The 18,553-nt window shown below is 57.1% G+C and carries 15 protein-coding genes; 5 read left to right on the top strand and 10 right to left on the bottom strand.

Annotated features, from left to right (window positions below):
* Positions 1–21: 21 nt before the first annotated feature.
* Positions 22–1,488: a leucyl aminopeptidase family protein gene (locus FAES_RS10830; protein ID WP_015331252.1), complete on the top strand. Its 1,467-nt coding sequence runs from the start codon at positions 22–24 to the stop codon at positions 1,486–1,488.
* A 110-nt stretch (positions 1,489–1,598) separates the two neighbouring features.
* Here the strand turns inward: FAES_RS10830 and FAES_RS10825 are convergent, their stop codons facing one another.
* The 3 genes from FAES_RS10825 to FAES_RS10815 form a co-directional block, all read right to left on the bottom strand.
* Positions 1,599–2,237, bottom strand: coding sequence for a hypothetical protein (locus tag FAES_RS10825; protein ID WP_229364459.1), 639 nt, complete (start codon positions 2,235–2,237; stop codon positions 1,599–1,601).
* 121 nt (positions 2,238–2,358) lie between these two features.
* Complete coding sequence (gene rpoN / locus FAES_RS10820) at positions 2,359–3,810, bottom strand: RNA polymerase factor sigma-54 (protein WP_015331250.1); 1,452 nt, start codon at positions 3,808–3,810, stop codon at positions 2,359–2,361.
* Positions 3,811–4,033: 223 nt separating this feature from the next.
* The gene (locus FAES_RS10815) at positions 4,034–4,474 is read right to left on the bottom strand and encodes an OsmC family peroxiredoxin (RefSeq protein WP_015331249.1); all 441 of its coding nucleotides are present in this window, start codon (positions 4,472–4,474) and stop codon (positions 4,034–4,036) included.
* Between the two features lie 158 nt (positions 4,475–4,632).
* On the opposite strand from FAES_RS10815, the gene FAES_RS10810 reads away from it, so the two are divergent.
* Positions 4,633–6,222: a bifunctional GNAT family N-acetyltransferase/carbon-nitrogen hydrolase family protein gene (locus FAES_RS10810; RefSeq protein WP_015331248.1), complete on the top strand. Its 1,590-nt coding sequence runs from the start codon at positions 4,633–4,635 to the stop codon at positions 6,220–6,222.
* A gap of 166 nt (positions 6,223–6,388) precedes the next feature.
* Positions 6,389–6,946: a PEGA domain-containing protein gene (locus FAES_RS29420; protein WP_015331247.1), complete on the top strand. Its 558-nt coding sequence runs from the start codon at positions 6,389–6,391 to the stop codon at positions 6,944–6,946.
* Between the two features lie 97 nt (positions 6,947–7,043).
* Here the strand turns inward: FAES_RS29420 and FAES_RS10800 are convergent, their stop codons facing one another.
* The 3 genes from FAES_RS10800 to FAES_RS10790 all read right to left on the bottom strand — a co-directional run bounded on the left by FAES_RS10800 (position 7,044) and on the right by FAES_RS10790 (position 9,446).
* A complete protein-coding gene (locus FAES_RS10800) occupies positions 7,044–7,445 on the bottom strand; it encodes a ribosomal maturation YjgA family protein (RefSeq protein ID WP_041257762.1) in 402 nt (133 codons plus the stop codon).
* Entirely contained in the window at positions 7,445–8,317 is an 873-nt protein-coding gene (locus FAES_RS10795) for a glycerophosphodiester phosphodiesterase family protein (protein ID WP_015331245.1), read from the bottom strand. Before FAES_RS10795 ends, FAES_RS10800 begins: the two co-directional genes overlap by 1 nt.
* Before the next feature lie 91 nt (positions 8,318–8,408).
* Entirely contained in the window at positions 8,409–9,446 is a 1,038-nt protein-coding gene (locus FAES_RS10790) for a S1C family serine protease (protein WP_015331244.1), read from the bottom strand.
* Positions 9,447–9,793: 347 nt separating this feature from the next.
* Here FAES_RS10790 and FAES_RS10785 point away from each other — a divergent pair, with 347 nt between their 5' ends.
* Positions 9,794–10,201: a DUF4332 domain-containing protein gene (locus FAES_RS10785; RefSeq protein WP_041257761.1), complete on the top strand. Its 408-nt coding sequence runs from the start codon at positions 9,794–9,796 to the stop codon at positions 10,199–10,201.
* 39 nt (positions 10,202–10,240) lie between these two features.
* Here the strand turns inward: FAES_RS10785 and FAES_RS10780 are convergent, their stop codons facing one another.
* The 4 genes from FAES_RS10780 to FAES_RS10765 form a co-directional block, all read right to left on the bottom strand.
* The gene (locus tag FAES_RS10780; protein ID WP_015331242.1) at positions 10,241–12,373 is read right to left on the bottom strand and encodes a ComEC/Rec2 family competence protein; all 2,133 of its coding nucleotides are present in this window, start codon (positions 12,371–12,373) and stop codon (positions 10,241–10,243) included.
* Between the two features lie 6 nt (positions 12,374–12,379).
* Positions 12,380–12,904, bottom strand: a complete 525-nt coding sequence (locus tag FAES_RS10775; RefSeq protein WP_374755354.1) for a GNAT family N-acetyltransferase — start codon at positions 12,902–12,904, stop codon at positions 12,380–12,382.
* A gap of 132 nt (positions 12,905–13,036) precedes the next feature.
* Positions 13,037–14,479, bottom strand: a complete 1,443-nt coding sequence (locus FAES_RS10770; RefSeq protein WP_083891479.1) for a zinc-dependent metalloprotease — start codon at positions 14,477–14,479, stop codon at positions 13,037–13,039.
* The gene (locus FAES_RS10765) at positions 14,460–15,413 is read right to left on the bottom strand and encodes a PhoH family protein (RefSeq protein WP_015331239.1); all 954 of its coding nucleotides are present in this window, start codon (positions 15,411–15,413) and stop codon (positions 14,460–14,462) included. Before FAES_RS10765 ends, FAES_RS10770 begins: the two co-directional genes overlap by 20 nt.
* Positions 15,414–15,860: 447 nt before the next feature.
* On the opposite strand from FAES_RS10765, the gene dnaB reads away from it, so the two are divergent.
* Entirely contained in the window at positions 15,861–18,539 is a 2,679-nt protein-coding gene (dnaB, locus tag FAES_RS10760; protein ID WP_015331238.1) for a replicative DNA helicase, read from the top strand.
* The last annotated feature ends 14 nt before the right edge of the window (positions 18,540–18,553 follow it).

Here is an 18,553-nt window from a genome sequence, read left to right as displayed (position 1 = left end):
GTTTACAGGTTTGTTCCCCCTATGCAAGTTCTTCTTCACACCAGTTCGGTGGCGACTGATGCCACGGTTTGGCTGCTCGTCAAGAATCAGCCTCTGCCCGAAGTCGCCCAAGTCGCACAGGGCGATTTCACCGGCGACCGCAACGAAACGCTGCTCGTTTACGGCCCCGACGGCCATAAGCATTTCCTACTCGGTTTGGGCGAAAAGCCCACGTCAGACACGTACCTGAAAGCTGTTCGGAAGCTATTTTTTAGCCAGAAAGCAAAACTACCAACGCGCATCGGTATCGACTTGACCGGTACGTTGGGGGGCGGCACTTTGCCCGACGTGCTCGAACCACTTGTGCTCGGCGTATTGGGCGGCGGCTACGACCTGAAACTTTACCAAACTGGCAAGGCTGCGCCAACCGGCTTTTACGGCGAGTCAGGTACGTTGCACCTGACCGTGACGCAGGCCGATTTCACGGCGGCCCAACGAGCCATCGACCGGGCCACGGTAATCGGGGCGGCCCAACGGGCGATGCTCGATCTGGCCAATGCGCCATCCAATTATAAACCCCCCCAAACGCTGGCCGATTGGGCCGTGGCCTCGGGGCGGGCGCATGGCTACAGCGTTACGATTATCGACCACGACGAACTGGCCCGGCAAGGCTACAACGCGCTGTTGAGTGTGGGGCAGGGCAGCGAAAACCCACCCCTGTTGATCGTCTGCGACTACAATCCGAGCCAGGCCACCGGCCCCACGGTCGGGCTAGTGGGTAAGGGCGTCACCTTCGATACGGGTGGTATCTCGATCAAACCGTCGACTAACATGCACCTGATGAAGAGCGACATGGGCGGGGCGGCGGCCGTGCTGGGTACGTTGGAAGTGGCGGCACGCCTGCGGTTGCCCCTGCGCGTGGTGGGCATCGTACCCGCTACCGAAAACGTAGTCGACGGCATGGCGACCAAACCCGGCGACGTGATCACGTCCTACCTGGGCAAGACGATCGAAATCATCGACACCGACGCCGAAGGGCGCGTGATTCTGGCCGACGGGCTAGGCCATATGGTTCGGCATGTTCAGCCCGACGTGCTTATCGACCTGGCAACGCTCACGGGCAACGTCATTGCCGCGTTGGGGTATCAGGCTGGTGGGTTATTTACCAACAACGACGAGTTATCGGCCCAACTGCTCACGGCTGGCGACCAAACCGGCGAACGGCTCTGGCGCCTCCCGCTCTGGGATGCCTACAAGGATGATTTGACCTCCGACGTGGCCGACGTGAAGAATTTCAGCGGAAAGCCCATCAACGGCGCCATTGCCGCCGCCAAATTCCTGGAGGTCTTTACCGACAATCACCCGCGCTGGGCGCACCTCGACATCGCCGGGATGGCCTTTGCCGACACCGAGTTCGGTCAGCAGAAGAACGCGACCGCATACGGTATCCGTTTGCTCGTGGCCTTTCTGGAAGGATTAGCACAGTCCGCCGCTGTGGGTCAGGGATGATCTTTTGTGGTCATTGGTTGTCATTGGTTGTCATTGGTTGTAAAAAAACAATTAATGACAACCAATGACGGCATAGCCAAATGACGCCGAAGGCAAATGACAGTGCAGCCCTACAGCAACCAACTCACGGAGGCCAGGCTGACGAGCAGGCCCAGCCCCAAACCGGCGCCAACCTGCGCCAGCGTGTGGGCATTGAGTTGCAGGCGTGCACTGCCCACCAGACCACTAATCGCGATAAGCCCCACCAGCGGCAGAAACAGATCAGTATCGCCCGATTTGGCCAGCAAGCCCGCTACAGCGCCCAGCACGCCCCCCACACCAACGCTGTGCGCGCTGATTTTCCAGTATTGGTTAATCATCCCGACCAGCAGAATGGACAGCGTGATCCCCGCCAGCAACACGCTTACGCCCGGCGATGTAGCCGAAAACAGACTCATGCGGAAGGCAAAAAAGTAGGTAACGCCGGTGTAGATAAAGCCCGTCAATAGAAATGGCAACCGGCGGTCGGCGCGGTCGGGCATGGTCATGTCGCGCAGGTAGCCAATGCGATACAGGTAAAAAATGAGCAGGCTTGGCAGGGCGAACGTACCCAGAAAGAGCAGCACCAGCACGCTGAACCGCGCCCCCAGTGAATAGGTATCTACGTTGAGCCGAGCCGGTGCCCCATACAGCAGTAAGGCAAACAGCCAGGTCGGCATCAGCAACGGATGGAAAACAACGGAAAGAAACTGAGCGAAGCGGGAATTCAAAGCTTAATGTACGATGACCTATGTATGATGTACAACGTGTATCCGACTGCTCCTAGTAACCCATTGTACATCGTACATTGTTCCGCAAGGGCTAGGCGCCTCCGACGGGCCACATTATACGTTACAATTGTTTCCGCAGGCGGGCGACGGGAATGTTGAGCTGTTCGCGGTATTTGGCGACGGTGCGGCGGGCAATGTTGTAGCCCCGGTCGTTAAGCATCTTTTCCAACTTATCGTCCGACAGCGGATTTACTTTCGGCTCGCTATCGATCATATCCTTCAGGATGTTCTTCACCTCCCGGCTGCTCACGTCTTCACCTGATTCGGTCGAGATCCCTTCCGAGAAGAAGTATTTGAGCGGGTAAATGCCAAATTCGGTTTGTACGGCTTTGCTATTCGCCACCCGCGAAATCGTCGACACGTCCATCTCGATCATCTGCGCGATGTCTTTCAGGATCATGGGGCGCAACTTCGTTTCGTCGCCGGTCAGGAAAAAATCGTACTGGTAGCGCACGATGGCGTTCATCGTCTTCAGCAGGGTCTGCTGCCGCTGCTTAATGGCGTCGATAAACCACTTGGCGGCGTCGAGCTTCTGCTTCACAAACGTGACCGTCTCTTTCAGCGCCTTGTTTTGTTTGTTGCTCTTGTCGTAGGTGTCGAGCATGTCGGCAAACGAGCGGCTGATGCGCAGTTCCGGGGCGTTGCGCGAATTCAGCGATAGCTCCAGTTTGCCGTTGTTATTGACCAGAATGAAGTCGGGCGTGAGGTAAGGCGCGGCGTTGTCGTCGCCCTCTACCGAACCCGGCTTGGGGTTCAGCTTGATAATGATATCGACAACCTTCTTGAGCGACTCATCGGAGATATTGAGCCGCCGCTGAATTTTCTCGTAATGCTTTTTCGAAAACTCCTCGAAGTAGTCTTCGATGATCCGGGTCGCCAGTTGTACGCAGCTGTCTGCCTGATCTTTGCGCTTCAGTTGCAGCAACAGGCATTCGCGCAGGTCGCGGGCGGCAATGCCCGGCGGGTCGAACGTCTGAATCTTGTGAAGCACATCTTCAATTTCCTCGGCATCAACGAAAATATTCTGCGAGAACGCCAGGTCATTCACAATCGCCTGCATGGAGCGGCGGATGTAGCCATCACTCTCGATACTGCCCAGCAGCTGTAGCCCGATGGTGCGCTGCTCGTCGGTCAGGCGCAGGTAGCCAAACTGCTGCATCAGCGAGTCGGTGAGGCTGCTCGACGTGGCGAGTGGCATCTCGCGGTCTTCTTCGCCGTAGGCGCCGTCGCCCTGCATCTTGTACCCGGCAAACTCGTCATTGGCCAGGTACGTGTCGATGTCCAGATCGTCGTTGCGTTCACTGTAATCGTCCTGACCATCAAAGTCATCGTCAAATTCGTCTTTCGCCTCAAACTCTTCGTCTTGTCCCTCTTCCAATGCCGGATTAATCTCCAGTTCTTCTTCAATGCGGGTTTCCAACTCAGCGGTGGGAATCTGCAATAGCTTAATGAACTGAATCTGTTGCGGCGAGAGCTTCTGCTGCAACGACTGGCTTAAACTTAATTTTTGCATGGAAAAGTTGGCTTTAGCGGATTAGAGACTTGCAGTGTAGATGTCAGGCGTGGGCGCGCCCGTGAACGGCCTATCAATTATTAGACCAAAATAGGCCAATTCTGGCACCATGTCAAGAAAAACCAATACCCCTCACCCTACCACACAGACTCCTTTTTTAGGCAAAATGAGGGCATAAACCATCCGACTGCTCGCTTCAGCTGGTTTATGCCCAAGGCCTTACCTACACCAGCGTCGCTTTCAGCGTAATCTCGATGTTGGGCGAAAGCGCCCGCGAGATGATGCAGTTCTTCTTGGCGTCGTTGGCGATTTCTTCAAACTTCGCCTGATCGATACCGGGCACGCTGCCTGTCAGCGTTAGCTCCACTGCCGTGATCGTCAGCGTGTCCATATCCATCGATAATACGGCTTTGGTTTCGAGGTGCGTGGGGGTAAAACCCTGCTGCCCCATCGTGGCGCCCGTTGCCATGGTAAAACAGCCGGCGTGGGCCGCGGCCAGCAACTCTTCGGGGTTAGTACCCGCCGAGCCGTCTTCGCTCTGAAACCGTGTTTTAAACGAGAAAGGGGTGTTGTTCAGGACGCCGCCCGTGGCCGATAGGGTGCCGGTGCCTTCCTGTAAGCTACCCTCCCAGGTAGCCGATGCTCTGCGTTTAGCTTGTGCCATTGTGAATGTGAAACGTTTGACGTTTGGTGTTTGACGGTGCCGGGTTTTCTAGCCTGACAACATCAAACACCAAACGCCAAACACCAAACCTTGGTTTAGTATCAGGATTGTTTTGGGGCCAAAATGGGTTTACCCAACTAAACGAGATCACCAGTACTATGCGGATTGTAACCCGGAATTTGAAGAAAAGCGACTACCCTGATCTGAAGGAGGCCATGATCGAATCGTACAGCGGCATCGGCGGGGATTATTGGGAGAAAAATCTGATCGACAAACTGTTGACCATCTTCCCGACGGGTCAGTTCTGCGTGGAAGTCGACGACAAAGTGGTCGCCTGCGCACTGGCCATTCGGGTCCGCTACGCCGATTTTGGCGATAACCACACCTTCGAAGAAATTACGGGCGAGTATACCTTCGATACGCACACCGTCAAGGGCGACTGGCTGTATGGGATCGAGGTCTTTGTGCACCCCGACTACCGCGACCTGCGCCTGGGCCGCCGCCTCTACGACGCCCGCAAAGAACTCTGCGAGCAGCTGAATTTGAAAGGCATCCTGGCGGGGGGGCGTATTCCCAACTACCGCAAGTATGCCGATGAGCTGTCGCCCCGCGAGTTTATCAGCCGGGTGAAGCAGAAAGACATTTACGACCCCACGCTGTCGTTCCAGCTGGCCAACGATTTCCACGTAAAGAAGGTCCTGCGCGGCTACCTGCCCGGCGATACCGAATCGAAAGAATACGCCACGCTGCTTGAGTGGAACAACATCTACTACGTGGCCGAGAAAGACCGAAAACCCCACACCGACTCCATCATCCGGCTGGGGGTGGTGCAGTGGCAAATGCGGCACTTCCCCAATCTGGAATCGTTTTTTGATCAGGTCGAGTTTTTCGTCGACGTGGTCTCCGACTACAAGGCCGACTTTCTGGTGCTGCCCGAGTTTTTCAATACGCCGCTGATGGTGCAGTTCCGCGATATGCCCGAACCGCAGGCTATCCGCGAGCTGGCGCAGTACACCGAACAGGTACGTGACAAACTGGCGCAGTTTGCCATCTCCTACAACGTCAACATTGTGGGCGGCTCGATGCCGCTTATCGACGACGGTAAGCTCTACAACGTCGCCTACCTTTGCCGCCGCGACGGTTCGTATGAAGAATACCGCAAGGTTCATATCACACCCAACGAGGTGAAGTATTACGGCATGGTGGGCGGCTACGAGATCAAAGCCATCGACACCGACTGCGGCAAGGTGGGCATGATGATCTGCTACGACGTGGAATTCCCCGAACTGGGCCGGATTCTGGCCGCGCAGGGTGCCCAAATCATCTTCGTCCCGTTCCTGACCGACACCCAGAACGGCTACTACCGCGTACGGAACTGTGCGCAGGCGCGGGCCATCGAAAACGAGTGCTACGTGGCGATCTCGGGCTGCGTGGGCAACCTGCCCAACGTACCTAACACCGACATCCATTACGCTCAATCGGCGGTGTTTACCCCGTCTGATTTCCAGTTTCCGAACAATGCCATCAAAGCCGAAGCGACGACCAACACCGAGATGGTTCTCTTTGCCGACGTCGACGTGTCGCTGCTGAAGGAGTTGCACGAGTATGGGTCGGTGCAGAACCTGAAAGACCGCCGCACTGATCTTTACGAAGTGACGGTGAAGCGCCCCTCAAAGCGCGCGGCCAAAAAAGCCTCGCACGATAATGACCCTGAACACGTCGCCCCGGTAATCGTCGTGTCGGAGTAATTAGGCGGGGCGTTGTTGTCTTTTCGTTAAGTAAGGGAGCTGTTGTTAACCCACAAGGAGTTGACAACAGCTTTTTTATTTACTTGCACTAAACCTTTCGACTGAAACGTATCCAAGGAAAACCTGGACAATAGCGTCCGGCCTAACCATCAATTGCCTATCGCTCATGCTTACGTTCTTTGCCAAAAAGCCCATTCAGGGCTTATCCCTGATTGCCGCGAGTGCTGTGCTACTCGCCAACTGTAGCAGCTCTACGATCATCAACAGCCGGCCTGCCGGGGCCAAACTGTACGTCAATGGCCAATACAAAGGCATAACGCCCTACCAGTACAGCGATACTAAGATCGTTGGCAGCGTGACCGACCTCCGCCTCGAAAAAGACGGTTTTGAACCGTTGCAACTGCCACTGGTGCGCAACGAGCGGGCCGACGCGGGGGCTATCGTAGGCGGAGTGTTTCTGCTCTTTCCCTTCCTATGGACGATGAAGTACGATCCCGATCATACGTACGAGCTTCGCCCACTAGCGGGTACTGAGCAGCCGGCCACTACAGTGCCAGCCTCAACCGCGACCCCGCTGTATGGCGTCACGGCCGAGGCTACCCCCAAAATCCAAACCAAAGCCGACCGTCTTCGCGACATCAAAAAGCTGTTCGACGAGAAAATCCTGACGGAAAAGGAATACGAAGCCGAAAAGAAGAAAATTCTGGACAGCAGCGACAACTAGCTGACGACAAACATACCTGAACGCCAATGGTCAGCCTTCACTCTTAAAAAGGGAAGGCTGACCATTGGCGTTTGTACTGGCTTGTAAGCGTATGCCATCAGCGGCGTGACGAGGCCAATAACCATCGGTCGAGCAGCACCCCGATGGCAATGCCGACGCCATAACAGAGTAGGTCTGTCCACAGGAAACCGAAGCCGAGTAACAAACCGCCCAGCCGGGTGGCCCGCAGGTGGTCGATCCAGGGCGCGTGATACAGTTGACCAACTTCAATACCGAAGGAGAAGAGCATCGCCAGCCACGCAACGGTCCGGGTCGATTGCCGGTTCAGCAACAGCGCTAGCCCAAGAAACACCATAAGCGCCCAGAGTACATCCCCGACATAAGCATGAACGAAGGGCGGCAACCAGACCGAGTAGCGCCGGGATGCCAGCCCCAACAGCAGCACCGCCACCGTGAGGAGGCCATAAATAATCCGGCTCCGCTCGCGGCCCTTTTTCATTACCGCAAGACTCGGCTCACTTCCAGCGGCCGGTCGGTTGAGAGCATGTCGGCCCCAGCGGCCGTCCATTCTTTGTAGAGGTTGTCGCCTTTGGTAGCCGCCTGCTTGTCGAGGTTGCCCAACGTACCCAGGATGGTGGCGATGCCTTTTTCGTGCAGAAAGGCATACAGGCTCGGCTCTGGGGCGCGGGTGCCAACAAACGCCAGCATCCGGTTGTCGGGGATACCGAGCTCGCGCAGGCGGTTGTATTCGTCGGGGTTACGAATCGTGACGGAGATCATCAGATCGGGAGCCAGTTGGTGGACCAGCGCCGCGTCTTTGGCGTTGTAGGTAATGATGGCTACGTTCGATTCGGTCTTGGTGGCCCGCACCTGCTCGACCACTTTGGCAAACGACACATTGCGCTTCACGTCGAGGGTAAACAGCACGTTGGTGCGTCCCCAACTCAGAATCTGGTTCAGCGTCGGTACGCGGAAGGCGGTGGGGTTGCCGAAGTTGTCTTCCAGCTTCACCTGCTGCACCTCAGCATAGGTATGGTCGATGAGCTTGCCGGTGCCGGTGGTCGTGCGGTCGAGGGTGGCGTCGTGCATCATCACCAGCACACTGTCTTTGGTCAGGTCGATGTCGCACTCGATCACCGCCGGCGCATCCTTACGGCCAATTTGCTGCGCCACATAAGCGAACGATTCAAGGCAGTTTTCGGGATAGCCGCGCAGATCGCCCCCACCCCGGTGTACCGAAATCAACGCCGGTTGGCCTGCCTGATAGCGAAACCGCGCTGCCGACAGCTCGGTTTTCGCGGCTTTATTCAGTTTGGGCGAACAACCCGTAAACAGCCCCAGCAGGGCCACAAAAAAGAACGCATTTTTCATGGGGCGAAGATAACCGGCAGGGCAGCGTTTGCGGTTTGTTGGGGCATAGCTAAATCATGAAGTTTGTCCCAACAAACCACAAACGTCGCCTTTACGTCAGTTCGCCCGGCGTGACGATCACGCCCTGCTTGCGGCCATTGCGCAGCACCGTCAGTTGGGCCGGGCGGCCAATGGTGGCGTCTGTGAGCAGCAGGTGCAGATCATCGACCGTCGTTACGGGGCGGTCGTTGTAGGCCACGATGATGTCGCCCTGCCGCAGATCGCTGTTGTTGGCAACGCCATCGGGCTCTACGCTGGCCACCATCACGCCCGTGCGGGCCGTAAGCTGGTTGTACTGCCGGATGCGCTCGGTCAGGTTAATCAGTTGACCGGCAATCCCAAGGTACCCCCGGCGCACCCGGCCTTCGGTGATCAGTTTGCCCACTACCAGGTTGGCGAGGTTCGACGAAACGGCAAAGCAGATACCCTGCGCAGGCAGAATCACCGCCGTATTTACGCCGATCACTTCCCCCTGCGAATTCAGCAGCGGTCCGCCCGAATTGCCGGGGTTCAGGGCTGCATCGGTTTGCACGACGTCGTCGATCAGGCGCCCTGATTCTGAGCGGAGCGTACGGCCCAACGCGCTGATGACGCCCGCGGTCAGCGAATACTGAAACCCGTACGGGTTGCCCAGCGCAATGGCGATTTGGCCTACCTGCAGGCGTTTCGAATCGGCAAACCGGATGGCCTTCAGCCCATCGGCGTAGACTTTCAGTACGGCGATATCCGTAGCCGGATCACGCCCCACGAGGGTAGCCGTCAGGTCGTCGCGGTCGGGCAGGGCCACGGTAATCGTTTCGGCGCCGGCCACTACGTGGTTGTTGGTAACCAGGTAGCCATCGGTCGAGATGACAAAGCCCGATCCGGTACCGTTGCCCTCGTCGGGTTGCCGCCGACGCGGCGGCGTGCCGCCAGGTACGTTACCCGGCCGGCGCTGGCCCCTCACTTTGATCTGCACCACCGAGGGGCTGGCCTTTTTTGCTACATTTACAACCGTGTTTGAGTACGCATCAAGCAGTGACGCGTCGGGTGCTGCCGAACTGGCAGCGTCGGCCTCATAGTCGGGCCCATTTATGAACGTGGTTACCATGACTTGTGTATTTGCTGTGGGGCCACTCACCCAGCAACCATCATACCGCCCGGTAGGCAACGCTTCTCCCCCGTCACTCTGTCAGCTTTTGTTTCTACCATGACATTTACGGAGTATCTACTAACCAAAAAGATAGACTCGGCTCAATTTGCTCAGAACGACGCCCACACGTATGCCGAGTGGGAACGGCTTTTTGAGCAAATGGGACCAGCGAGTTTTACCGTTTACAAAAAATTTCTACTTAACAAAACAAGGCGTAAATACTTATTGCGTTAATTTATAGTTGTGAAGTTGGGCGACTTACTATGGCCCATTATCAGTTAACCCATACCTTATCCATCAAACGTATGAGCCTCACACTAGGAGAACTAAAGGGGATTAATGATGCTTTGATTAACTTGTTGAAAGCGCAGGGGCTTGTCGATTCAGATACACTGCTGGAAGCAACGCGTACGTCAAAGGGACGCAAAGAGCTGGCCGAGACCATCGGGATTGATGGCTCTGTCATTCTGGAATTGGCTAATCGCGCTGACCTCGCCCGGATCAAGGGCATCGGCCGTGTCTACAGCGATCTACTGGAAGAAGCGGGCGTCGACACGGTGAAAGAATTAGCGAAACGCGTTCCGGAGAATCTGCACGCGAAACTTGTTGAGATCAATAGTGTCCGTCAATTGACCCAGCGCCCCCCGTCTGCCGAACAAGTAGCCGGCTTCATCGAACAGGCCAAAAATTTGCCGTCGATGCTGGAGTACTAGTCCGTCAATCATACGTAACGTACCTGCCGCCCATCAGCATCACCATTCCGCCACAAATGCGCCGGAATGCCGAACGGAATGAACCCTCGACGCCAGCGTCGGGGGTTTCGTTTTTAGCAGACTATCCACCCGCTCCATCGCGTTCGAGCCGTCGAAGATGAGGTGCCGGGCCACCACGCGCTGCTGCAACTGGTGCCAATCGCGGAGGGCGTTGCGACGCAAGACGACGTAATCGACCACGGCAGGCAGTTGCCAGCGCCGGTACGAAGCCAGCCGATTGACCAACAACAGGCTGCGTCCCTCCCACACCAGCAGCGACACATCAGGCGTGTGCCGGTACGGTGGCAGCGTCGCTATCGTATCGGCCAGCAGACTGCCCGTCTGAACCTGCCGAACACCCCACGAATCCAGCGCATTTTTGAGGTAGAAATCATACAGGCGCGGGTTGGTTTCCCAGTCGGCGTCGGTAAGCAATTGGGTTTGTCGGCCTGCGGTCAAACTAACCGTGGTTTTTCGGGGCTGGTAATGCACAACAAGCCGGCGTTGGGTAGCTTGTTGCTGCACGTCGTGAACGGTCAGCAACGCCAAGACGACCGCCGCCCCGGCTAGTAGCCGTACGTAGCGCCGATGCCGCGTAAGCACGACCATCCCCGCCAGCCCGATCAGCAGATACATCAGCCCAACCGCCAGCGCCGACGGCCAGAACCCATCGAACGTGGCGCCGGGTAGATGCCCTACCCAATCGACCGCCGCATTCAGCAGCCAGGCCACCTGCCGAAGCAGCCAGCCCAGCCCATCGCCCAGCACGGGCACCCAACCCAGCGCCACAGTCGCGACGGCCAGCGGCACCAGCAGGGTCGACAGCAACGCCACCGCCGGATTAGCCAACAGAAAATAGACCGGGAACGCGTGAAAGTAATACAACGATACCGGCAGCGCGACCAGTTGAGCCGCCACTGCCACCATCGAGATCTCCCAGAGCCAGTTGGCAACCCGCGTCTGGGGTCGCCAGAGTTTGATAAACTGCGGTGCCCAGGCGCCAATGCCCAGGATAGACAGGTAGGAAAGTTGAAACCCTACCGAAAAAGCGGCATACGGATCGTAGACCAGCACAAAAAAAGCCGAGGCCCCCAGCGTATTCATCAGACTTTGGCTGCGGTTGAAGCCACCCGCCAGCAGCAGGTAAGTGAACATCACTGCCGACCGCAGCACGGGCGCCGACAAACCGGTGGTGAGCGCGTAGAACCACAGTACGCTCAGCTTAAGCCCAATGACCCACCATCGATTGCCCTGCCCCGGCGCCAGCCAGGTCAGCAGCCCGCTAAGCACGATAAACAGGATACCGATGTGCATGCCCGATACCGACAGGATGTGCACGGCCCCGGCGGCGGCGTAGGTCTCGTACTGCACCGGATCGAGGTCGTCGCGCGTGCCCAGAAACATGGCGTTGACGACCCCATATTCCGCCCGCGAGCCTATTTTCTGCGTCAGCAGGCTATCGGCCCAAGCGTTGACCCGATACGCCAGCGCCGTGAGCCGACTGGGCGGGTCGTAGCCAATCACGCGCCGCTGCCACGGGCGCAGGTATTGCTGGTGATAGATACCCCGTCGACTCAGGAAGCGACGGTAGTCAAACTCGGCGGGGTTGAGCGGCGGATCGGCCAGGCGCGGCGGATGCAGCACCAGCCAGACATCGCCGTACCGGGGCGTTGCCGTTGGCGCCAGCGAATCACCTTTGTCGAGGTAGGCCACCACCCGGCCAGTTAGCGGCCGATAACCCGCCGAATCACCGTCGTTCCAGCGGCCACGGCGCAGCGCCAGTTCGACCTTGATGGTTTTGGCGCGGGTTTCGGGCAAGTTGGTAATGACGGCTTCGTAGGCGTCGGGCGGGTTGGGTACGTTCAGGAGATTATCGGGCCGATGCGCGGGCGTGTGGGCATACAGCAACCCCCAGCCCAGGGCGGCCATCAGGCCCAGCAAGGCAAATCCCTGCACCAGGTCGAGCGGCTTTATGGTTTTTCGTTCGTTGCGGCGCAGGCGGAACAGATACAGCCCCAGACACCCCAGCCCGAACCCGGCGGCCCAGTAAGGCGAAACCGTCGGCCAGGCTTCAGCCAGCACAATGCCGATGAGTAACGCGGCAACGTACCTGAAGAACGGATAGCCCCGCATACACCGCTACCGGCGTTCGGTGGGTTGTGCTCCTACCTGCTGCGCGTTGCCGGCCGCATTGTCAGTCGTGCCCGGCTGGGCGGGTTTACTGTCTGGCGAACGGGTTTCCGACATCTGTTCGCTGGGCATCCGTTTGCCGGGCAGCACCATCTTCACGTGCTGAATACCGCACTCATCAAACTGAGGCCCAACCGGCACAAAGCCGAAGCTCTCATACAGCGGCATGGCCGACAGCTGGGCGTGCAGATAAATGCTTTCGATGGGTTCGGGTTGCTGGCTGAACACGTCGTTCAGCACGGTCTGTACCAGTGCCTGCCCCACGCCCTTGCGCCGGGCCGTGGCCAGTACAGCGAAACGCTCCAGCTTGACCCCTTTGCTGGTTCGCCGCCACCGGGCAGTACCCACGGGCTGGTCATCGAGGTAGGCCAGAAAGTGCTGGCTTTCGGCTTCAAACTCGTCGTATTCGTCTTCAGCAGGTACGTTCTGTTCCTCGACAAACACGACTCGGCGAATCGCGAAAGCCGCTTCCATGTCTGTTTTTGACCGTATTGGCGAAACGTTGATCATATCGGTGCGTGTTTTCAGGTTGCAGTTTACAGTTTTCAGCGGGCCAACGCAAGCCACCCACTCCTTGACTGTAAACCAAAACCAACCCGTTATGGCTTACCGCACCAGTACCCGTTTTGTCGCCGTTTCGGTGGGCGTCGTGATGCGCAGGATGTAGATTCCCGCCGACAGCCCCACGCCTGACAGAGTAATGCGGCGGCTCAGCGAGGCGGTGTAGGCCTGCCCTTTCAGCAATCGCCCACTGACGTCGTACAAGCCCGCCTCAAACGGTTGGCTTCCCTTAAACTGCACATCGACGGTACTTTCTTCCTGGCTACTGACGGGGTTGGGGTAGACCGTCAAGGTGAGTTGGTCCGTTTCAGCCAGTTGTACAGCCGACGAAAGTACCTGCCTACGCCGGGCGCTCAGCTGCAATACGGCCCGCATCCGGTCACGCTGCCCGCCTGTAAACACGTTCATGCAGGCGTCGGGCGTGTAGTCCATGTAATCTTCGATCAGGTTGCGGGTGCGCGTGCCGGTACAGGTCGAAAAGACGGGCGTGCAACTCGTTTCGCTCACATTGTTCAGCGCCTCGATCACGGGCGTGTCGTCAACGTAATCATCGCCGCAGCGGGTGTCGCCGTTAGGGTGCAGCAACCCGAGCCAGTGCCCCACTTCGTGCGTCACCGTTCGGCCACAGCAGTACAATCGGCTGGTAACGGTGCCCAGCCCGGCCCCAAAGTACCGGTTATCGACCACCAGGCCATCAATCCGCTCATCAGTTACGTCGGTGAGACCGGGCACCGACGTGGCGTCGACAGTCGGGAACTGCCCATAGCCCAAGTACCGCGTCGCCGAGTTGGCACATACCCATAAGTTGAGGTATCGGTTGGTGGGCCAGTACACCAGATTCGACAGCGCCAGTTGGTCCTGGTAGCTGGTAATATCAAAACCCGTGCGGGTGGTGTAGGTTCGGGTGATGCCGTTGGTTGGCAGGCCGTTGGGGTCAGTCGTGGCCAGGAAAAACTCGATGCCGGTATCGACCGCCAGCGGGTTGGTGGAACTGCCGCCCGGTGTCCCGGCGATCTTGCGATAATCTTCGTTCAATACCCGAATCTGCGATAAGATCTGTTCGTCGGAGATATTCGGGTTGTTAGCACCGCCAATGGTATTATTCGAATTGTTGTGCACCACGTGCACCACCACCGGAATGCGGTAGATTTCTTCGTCGGTACCGCGGGCCCGGCTGTTGATCATGCCGAACATACGTACCTGCTGATTCAGCGCGTCGATGCGTTGCCTGCGTTGGGGAAAGCGTTGCTGCAACTGCCACTCCACGATCTCCGAAGCACATTCCCGCAGCGGTTCGTCGGCTACGGTCGTCTGGGCCAGGGCTACACTACCGCACGCCGCCCACAAAAAAAGGCCGGCCAGACCGACCCGTAAGCGAATATCGGGTTTCGGGTTTCGGGTTTTCAGTGGCGCGGCTTTACTGCCTGACCGGAAACTCAAAACCCGAAACCCGAATCCCAACACTCGTTTATTGTCCTGCTTTTTCATAAGCATTAATGATCGCCTTCACGAGGCGGTGACGCACTACGTCGCGCCCATCCAACTCGACGAAAGCGATGCCGGGGATATCACGCAAAATACCAATCGACTCCGACAGGCCCGATTTCTGGTGCTTAGGCAGGTCGATCTGCGAGCGGTCACCGGTAATAATTGCCTTCGAGCTGGGGCCCATCCGAGTCAGGAACATCTTCATCTGCATGGCCGTCGTGTTCTGGGCCTCATCCAGCAGGATAAACGCGTTATTCAGCGTTCGGCCCCGCATGTAGGCGAGCGGTGCAATTTCGATGATCCGGTTTTCCAGGTAGAACTTCAGCTTCTCAGCGGGGATCATGTCGTCGAGAGCATCGTAAATGGGGCGCAGATAGGGGTCGATCTTCTCTTTCAGATCGCCGGGCAGAAAACCGAGGTTTTCGCCAGCTTCCACCGCCGGGCGGGTGATAATGATCTTCCGTACTTCCTTGTTTTTCAGCGCCCGCACCGCCAACGCCACCGCCGTGTAGGTTTTACCCGTACCCGCCGGGCCAATCGCAAACACCAGGTCATTGGTTTCGGCCGCCTCCACCAGCCGCTTCATGTTGGCGGTCTTGGCCCGAACTACAATGCCCTTGGTGCCATACACCAGCACTTCATCGTCAGACACCGGTACGCTGTTCTGATCCGATTCGTTGCCGCCGTTCAGGTACGTCTGCACATTTTCGTGGGTAAGCTTACCATACCGCTGATAATGCTGCATCAGCGATTCCAGAATGTCGGTAATGCGGGAGATTTCGGGCGTAGTCCCCTTGATGCGTATTTCGTTTCCGCGCGAAATGATCTTGCTCATCGGGAAGGCGGCGGCCACTTCCTTGATGTTGTTATTCTCGACGCCCAGGAAATCGATAAGGGAGACGTCGTTGTCGAGTGTGATGATTTTTTCGACCAAACTGATTCGGATGGATTAAGGACGCTGACCGGCAGGCGCTGGGCACCGCGCCACGGGGGGGCCGGTTTCCAGTTTCCAACAGCTAATGTCCAGGTTGCATGTTGACTGGTTGAATATACTGAATCAACGTACCCAGACAACATTTTCTACGAAAAAATGGGTCAATCAACAGCCTACCAAGCCGTATAATAAGCGTACCGAAAAAAGCGGAAATAATCCTATCCTGTGACTTATCTTTCTGGCTGTCAAACCACCCACCGGCCTGGCTACCCGGGAATTACTTAATTACCTATCTATCCTTTTTCATGTAAAATAAAGGTCATTTTTTTAATCTCGTTGAAGTCTTTTAGCATCAGTTGATTACCCGCCCTATGTTACCAGTCGCGACCCTTTAGGCCGTTTTGCAGCTTGCCTCGAGGCCCTACTTCTGCGTATACTTGCATTACTATGGACACCAACAGCGGAGCACCCCGCCCGAATAATAATTTCAGAAAAAATCCGGCACAAAGCGGTCCGAACGCCTTCGTCAGCGGTCGGCAGTCGGGTGGCGGCAATCGGTTTCTCGACAGTGGATTGGGGAAACTGCCACCGCAGGCGGTGGATCTGGAAGAGGCGGTGCTGGGTGCGCTGATGATCGAAAAAGACGCGCTTTCGGCGGTCGTCGATCTGTTGAAGCCCGAAACCTTCTACACACCCGCCCACCAGACGATCTATAAGGCGATTCTGACGCTCTTTTCCAACTCGGAGCCGATCGACTTGCTGACCGTTACGCAGCAACTGCGTAAGACCGGCGAAATCGAACTCGTTGGCGGCGGTGGCTATATCTCGCAACTGACACTGCGGGTCAACTCGGCCGCCAACATCGAATACCACGCCCGGATCATCACCGAGCAGGCCCTGAAACGCGGCCTGATTTCGATGGCTTCCGAGATTCAGAAAGACGCCTTCGAAGACACGACCGACGTCTTCACACTCCTCGACCGCACCGAGCGCGATCTGTTTCAGCTCACCGAATCCAACATCCGCAAGACCGTCTCCGACATGCGCTCGATCGTGAGCGAAGCTCTGAAGGAGATGGAAACCAAGAAGAACCAGGAAGGGCTCACCGGCGTCCCCTCGGGCTTCACGGCGCTCGACCGACTCACGTCGGGTTGGCAACCCACTGAACTCGTTATCCTGGCGGCACGTCCGGCAATGGGCAAGTGCTTGGGTAAAGGCACCAAAGTTGTCATGTTCGACGGTTCGTTGCGCAAAGTCGAAGACGTTCGGGAGGGCGACTTGCTGATGGGTGACGATTCGACGCCCCGAACGGTGCTATCAATTGCGCGGGGCCGCGAACGCATGTACTGGATTCGGCAAAACAAGGGAATTGATTACCGGGTCAACGAGAGCCACATTCTGTCGCTGAAGCGCTCGCGCAACGAAGGCGGCCACACCAAAGGCGAGGTGCTCAATATCTCGGTTCGTGATTACCTGACCAGGTCCGACAAATTCAAAAGCAATTACAAAGGGTATAAAGTAGCCGTTGAATTTCCCGAACAAGCCCTTAGCCTGGACCCCTATTTCGTAGGCCTTTGGCTGGGCGACGGCCATAGCTACAGTTCGCGTATTACGAACGTCGACACCGAAGTCGTATCGTTTATGCAGGAGTATGCTGATACGCTCGGTCTGCAACTGATGACCTATCAGCAAGCGGGTAAAACGCCCAACCATGCGATTACCACGGGGCAGCGGGGCGGCTCGCGGACGGTATTTAGCTTGCAGGATGAGCTGCGTGGCCTGACTATGCTCGAAAACAAGCACATCCCACGAACATACCTGATCAACTCAACGGCTAATCGACTCCGGCTACTGGCTGGTTTGATCGACAGCGACGGTCATTATCAGCGCGAGTTCAACTGCTACGAAATCACGCAAAAGAACAAGGCGCTGGCTGAGCAGATCAAATACCTCTGCGATACGCTGGGATTCCGTTGCTCGTTGATCGAGAAACAGGCCACCATCGCATCACGGGGTTATTCGTCAACGGTATATCGCCTGCGCCTTTTCGGCAATCTGGATTCGATACCCGTTCGGATTGAGCGCAAAAAAGCCCGCCCTCTGCAAGCACGAGCCGATTGGCGCGTGACGGGTATTACGGTTGAGTACGACAAAGAAGACGATTACTACGGCTTCACCATCGACGGCAACCACCTGTTTCTGCTCGAAGACATGACCGTCACGCACAACACCGCTTTTGTGGTGTCGGCACTTCGAAACGCGGCGGTGGATCATGGCAAACCGGTGGCGATTTTCTCCCTGGAGATGTCGTCGGTGCAGTTGGTGAATCGTCTGATTTCGGCAGAAGCCGAGATCGATTCGGAGAAAATTCGGAAAGGGAACCTCGCGCCGCACGAGTGGCAGCAGTTGCACCACAAGATTCAGCGCCTGACCGAAGCCCCCATTTACATCGATGATACGCCCGCCCTGTCGATTCTGGAACTGCGGGCCAAATGCCGCCGTCTGAAAGCGCAGCACGACATTCAGATGGTGGTGATCGACTACCTTCAGCTAATGACGGGCGACAACAGCAAGGGCAGCAACCGTGAACAGGAAATTGCCTCGATTTCGCGGGCATTGAAAAACCTGGCCAAAGAGTTGAACGTACCTGTAATTGCGCTGTCGCAGTTGAGCCGGGCCGTGGAAACGCGGGGTGGCGACAAAAAACCGCAACTCTCCGATCTGCGGGAATCGGGGTCAATCGAGCAGGATGCCGACATGGTTATGTTCCTGTATCGCCCTGAATACTACAATATTACGCAGGACGAAGCGGGCAATTCGACTGCCGGTATCGGCGAAGTAATCGTAGCGAAAAACCGTTCGGGTTCGCTCGATACCATTCAGTTGCGTTTCGTGAACCGATTCACCAAATTCTGCGACCTCGACAGCTACTTCACGCCGCTGCCGGGTGGCGGGGGTTTCCCCGACGGAGTTTCGGGCATGAGCAGTTTTGAGGCGCCCACACTACCGCCGCCGGGCACCATGCCGCCCCTACCGCCCATGCCGGGTTCAGGTACGTTGCGCAGCCGGGCCAATGACCTGTCGAACTTCGGTAACGCCGATCCGAATCAGGCTACGCCGTTTTAATGCATTGACCGCTA

The organism is Fibrella aestuarina BUZ 2 (assembly GCF_000331105.1).
Taxonomy (GTDB): domain Bacteria; phylum Bacteroidota; class Bacteroidia; order Cytophagales; family Spirosomataceae; genus Fibrella; species Fibrella aestuarina.
The sequence above is the reverse complement of the archived record's forward strand: the minus strand, read 5'-3'. Positions and strand labels throughout refer to the sequence as shown.

Excerpts from the sequence above, each read along its gene's own strand:
- FAES_RS10780 (WP_015331242.1), bottom strand. The coding sequence starts at position 12,373 with ATGCGGGGCTATCCGTTCTTCAGGTACGTTGCCGCGTTACTCATCGGC.
- dnaB (WP_015331238.1), top strand. The coding sequence starts at position 15,861 with ATGGACACCAACAGCGGAGCACCCCGCCCGAATAATAATTTCAGAAAA.
- FAES_RS10775 (WP_374755354.1), bottom strand. The coding sequence starts at position 12,904 with ATGGAAGCGGCTTTCGCGATTCGCCGAGTCGTGTTTGTCGAGGAACAG.
- FAES_RS10795 (WP_015331245.1), bottom strand. The coding sequence starts at position 8,317 with ATGAAAAATGCGTTCTTTTTTGTGGCCCTGCTGGGGCTGTTTACGGGT.
- FAES_RS10790 (WP_015331244.1), bottom strand. The coding sequence starts at position 9,446 with ATGGTAACCACGTTCATAAATGGGCCCGACTATGAGGCCGACGCTGCC.
- FAES_RS10810 (WP_015331248.1), top strand. The coding sequence starts at position 4,633 with ATGCGGATTGTAACCCGGAATTTGAAGAAAAGCGACTACCCTGATCTG.
- FAES_RS10815 (WP_015331249.1), bottom strand. The coding sequence starts at position 4,474 with ATGGCACAAGCTAAACGCAGAGCATCGGCTACCTGGGAGGGTAGCTTA.
- FAES_RS10785 (WP_041257761.1), top strand. The coding sequence starts at position 9,794 with ATGAGCCTCACACTAGGAGAACTAAAGGGGATTAATGATGCTTTGATT.
- FAES_RS10800 (WP_041257762.1), bottom strand. The coding sequence starts at position 7,445 with ATGAAAAAGGGCCGCGAGCGGAGCCGGATTATTTATGGCCTCCTCACG.
- FAES_RS10830 (WP_015331252.1), top strand. The coding sequence starts at position 22 with ATGCAAGTTCTTCTTCACACCAGTTCGGTGGCGACTGATGCCACGGTT.
- FAES_RS29420 (WP_015331247.1), top strand. The coding sequence starts at position 6,389 with ATGCTTACGTTCTTTGCCAAAAAGCCCATTCAGGGCTTATCCCTGATT.
- rpoN (WP_015331250.1), bottom strand. The coding sequence starts at position 3,810 with ATGCAAAAATTAAGTTTAAGCCAGTCGTTGCAGCAGAAGCTCTCGCCG.
- FAES_RS10770 (WP_083891479.1), bottom strand. The coding sequence starts at position 14,479 with ATGAAAAAGCAGGACAATAAACGAGTGTTGGGATTCGGGTTTCGGGTT.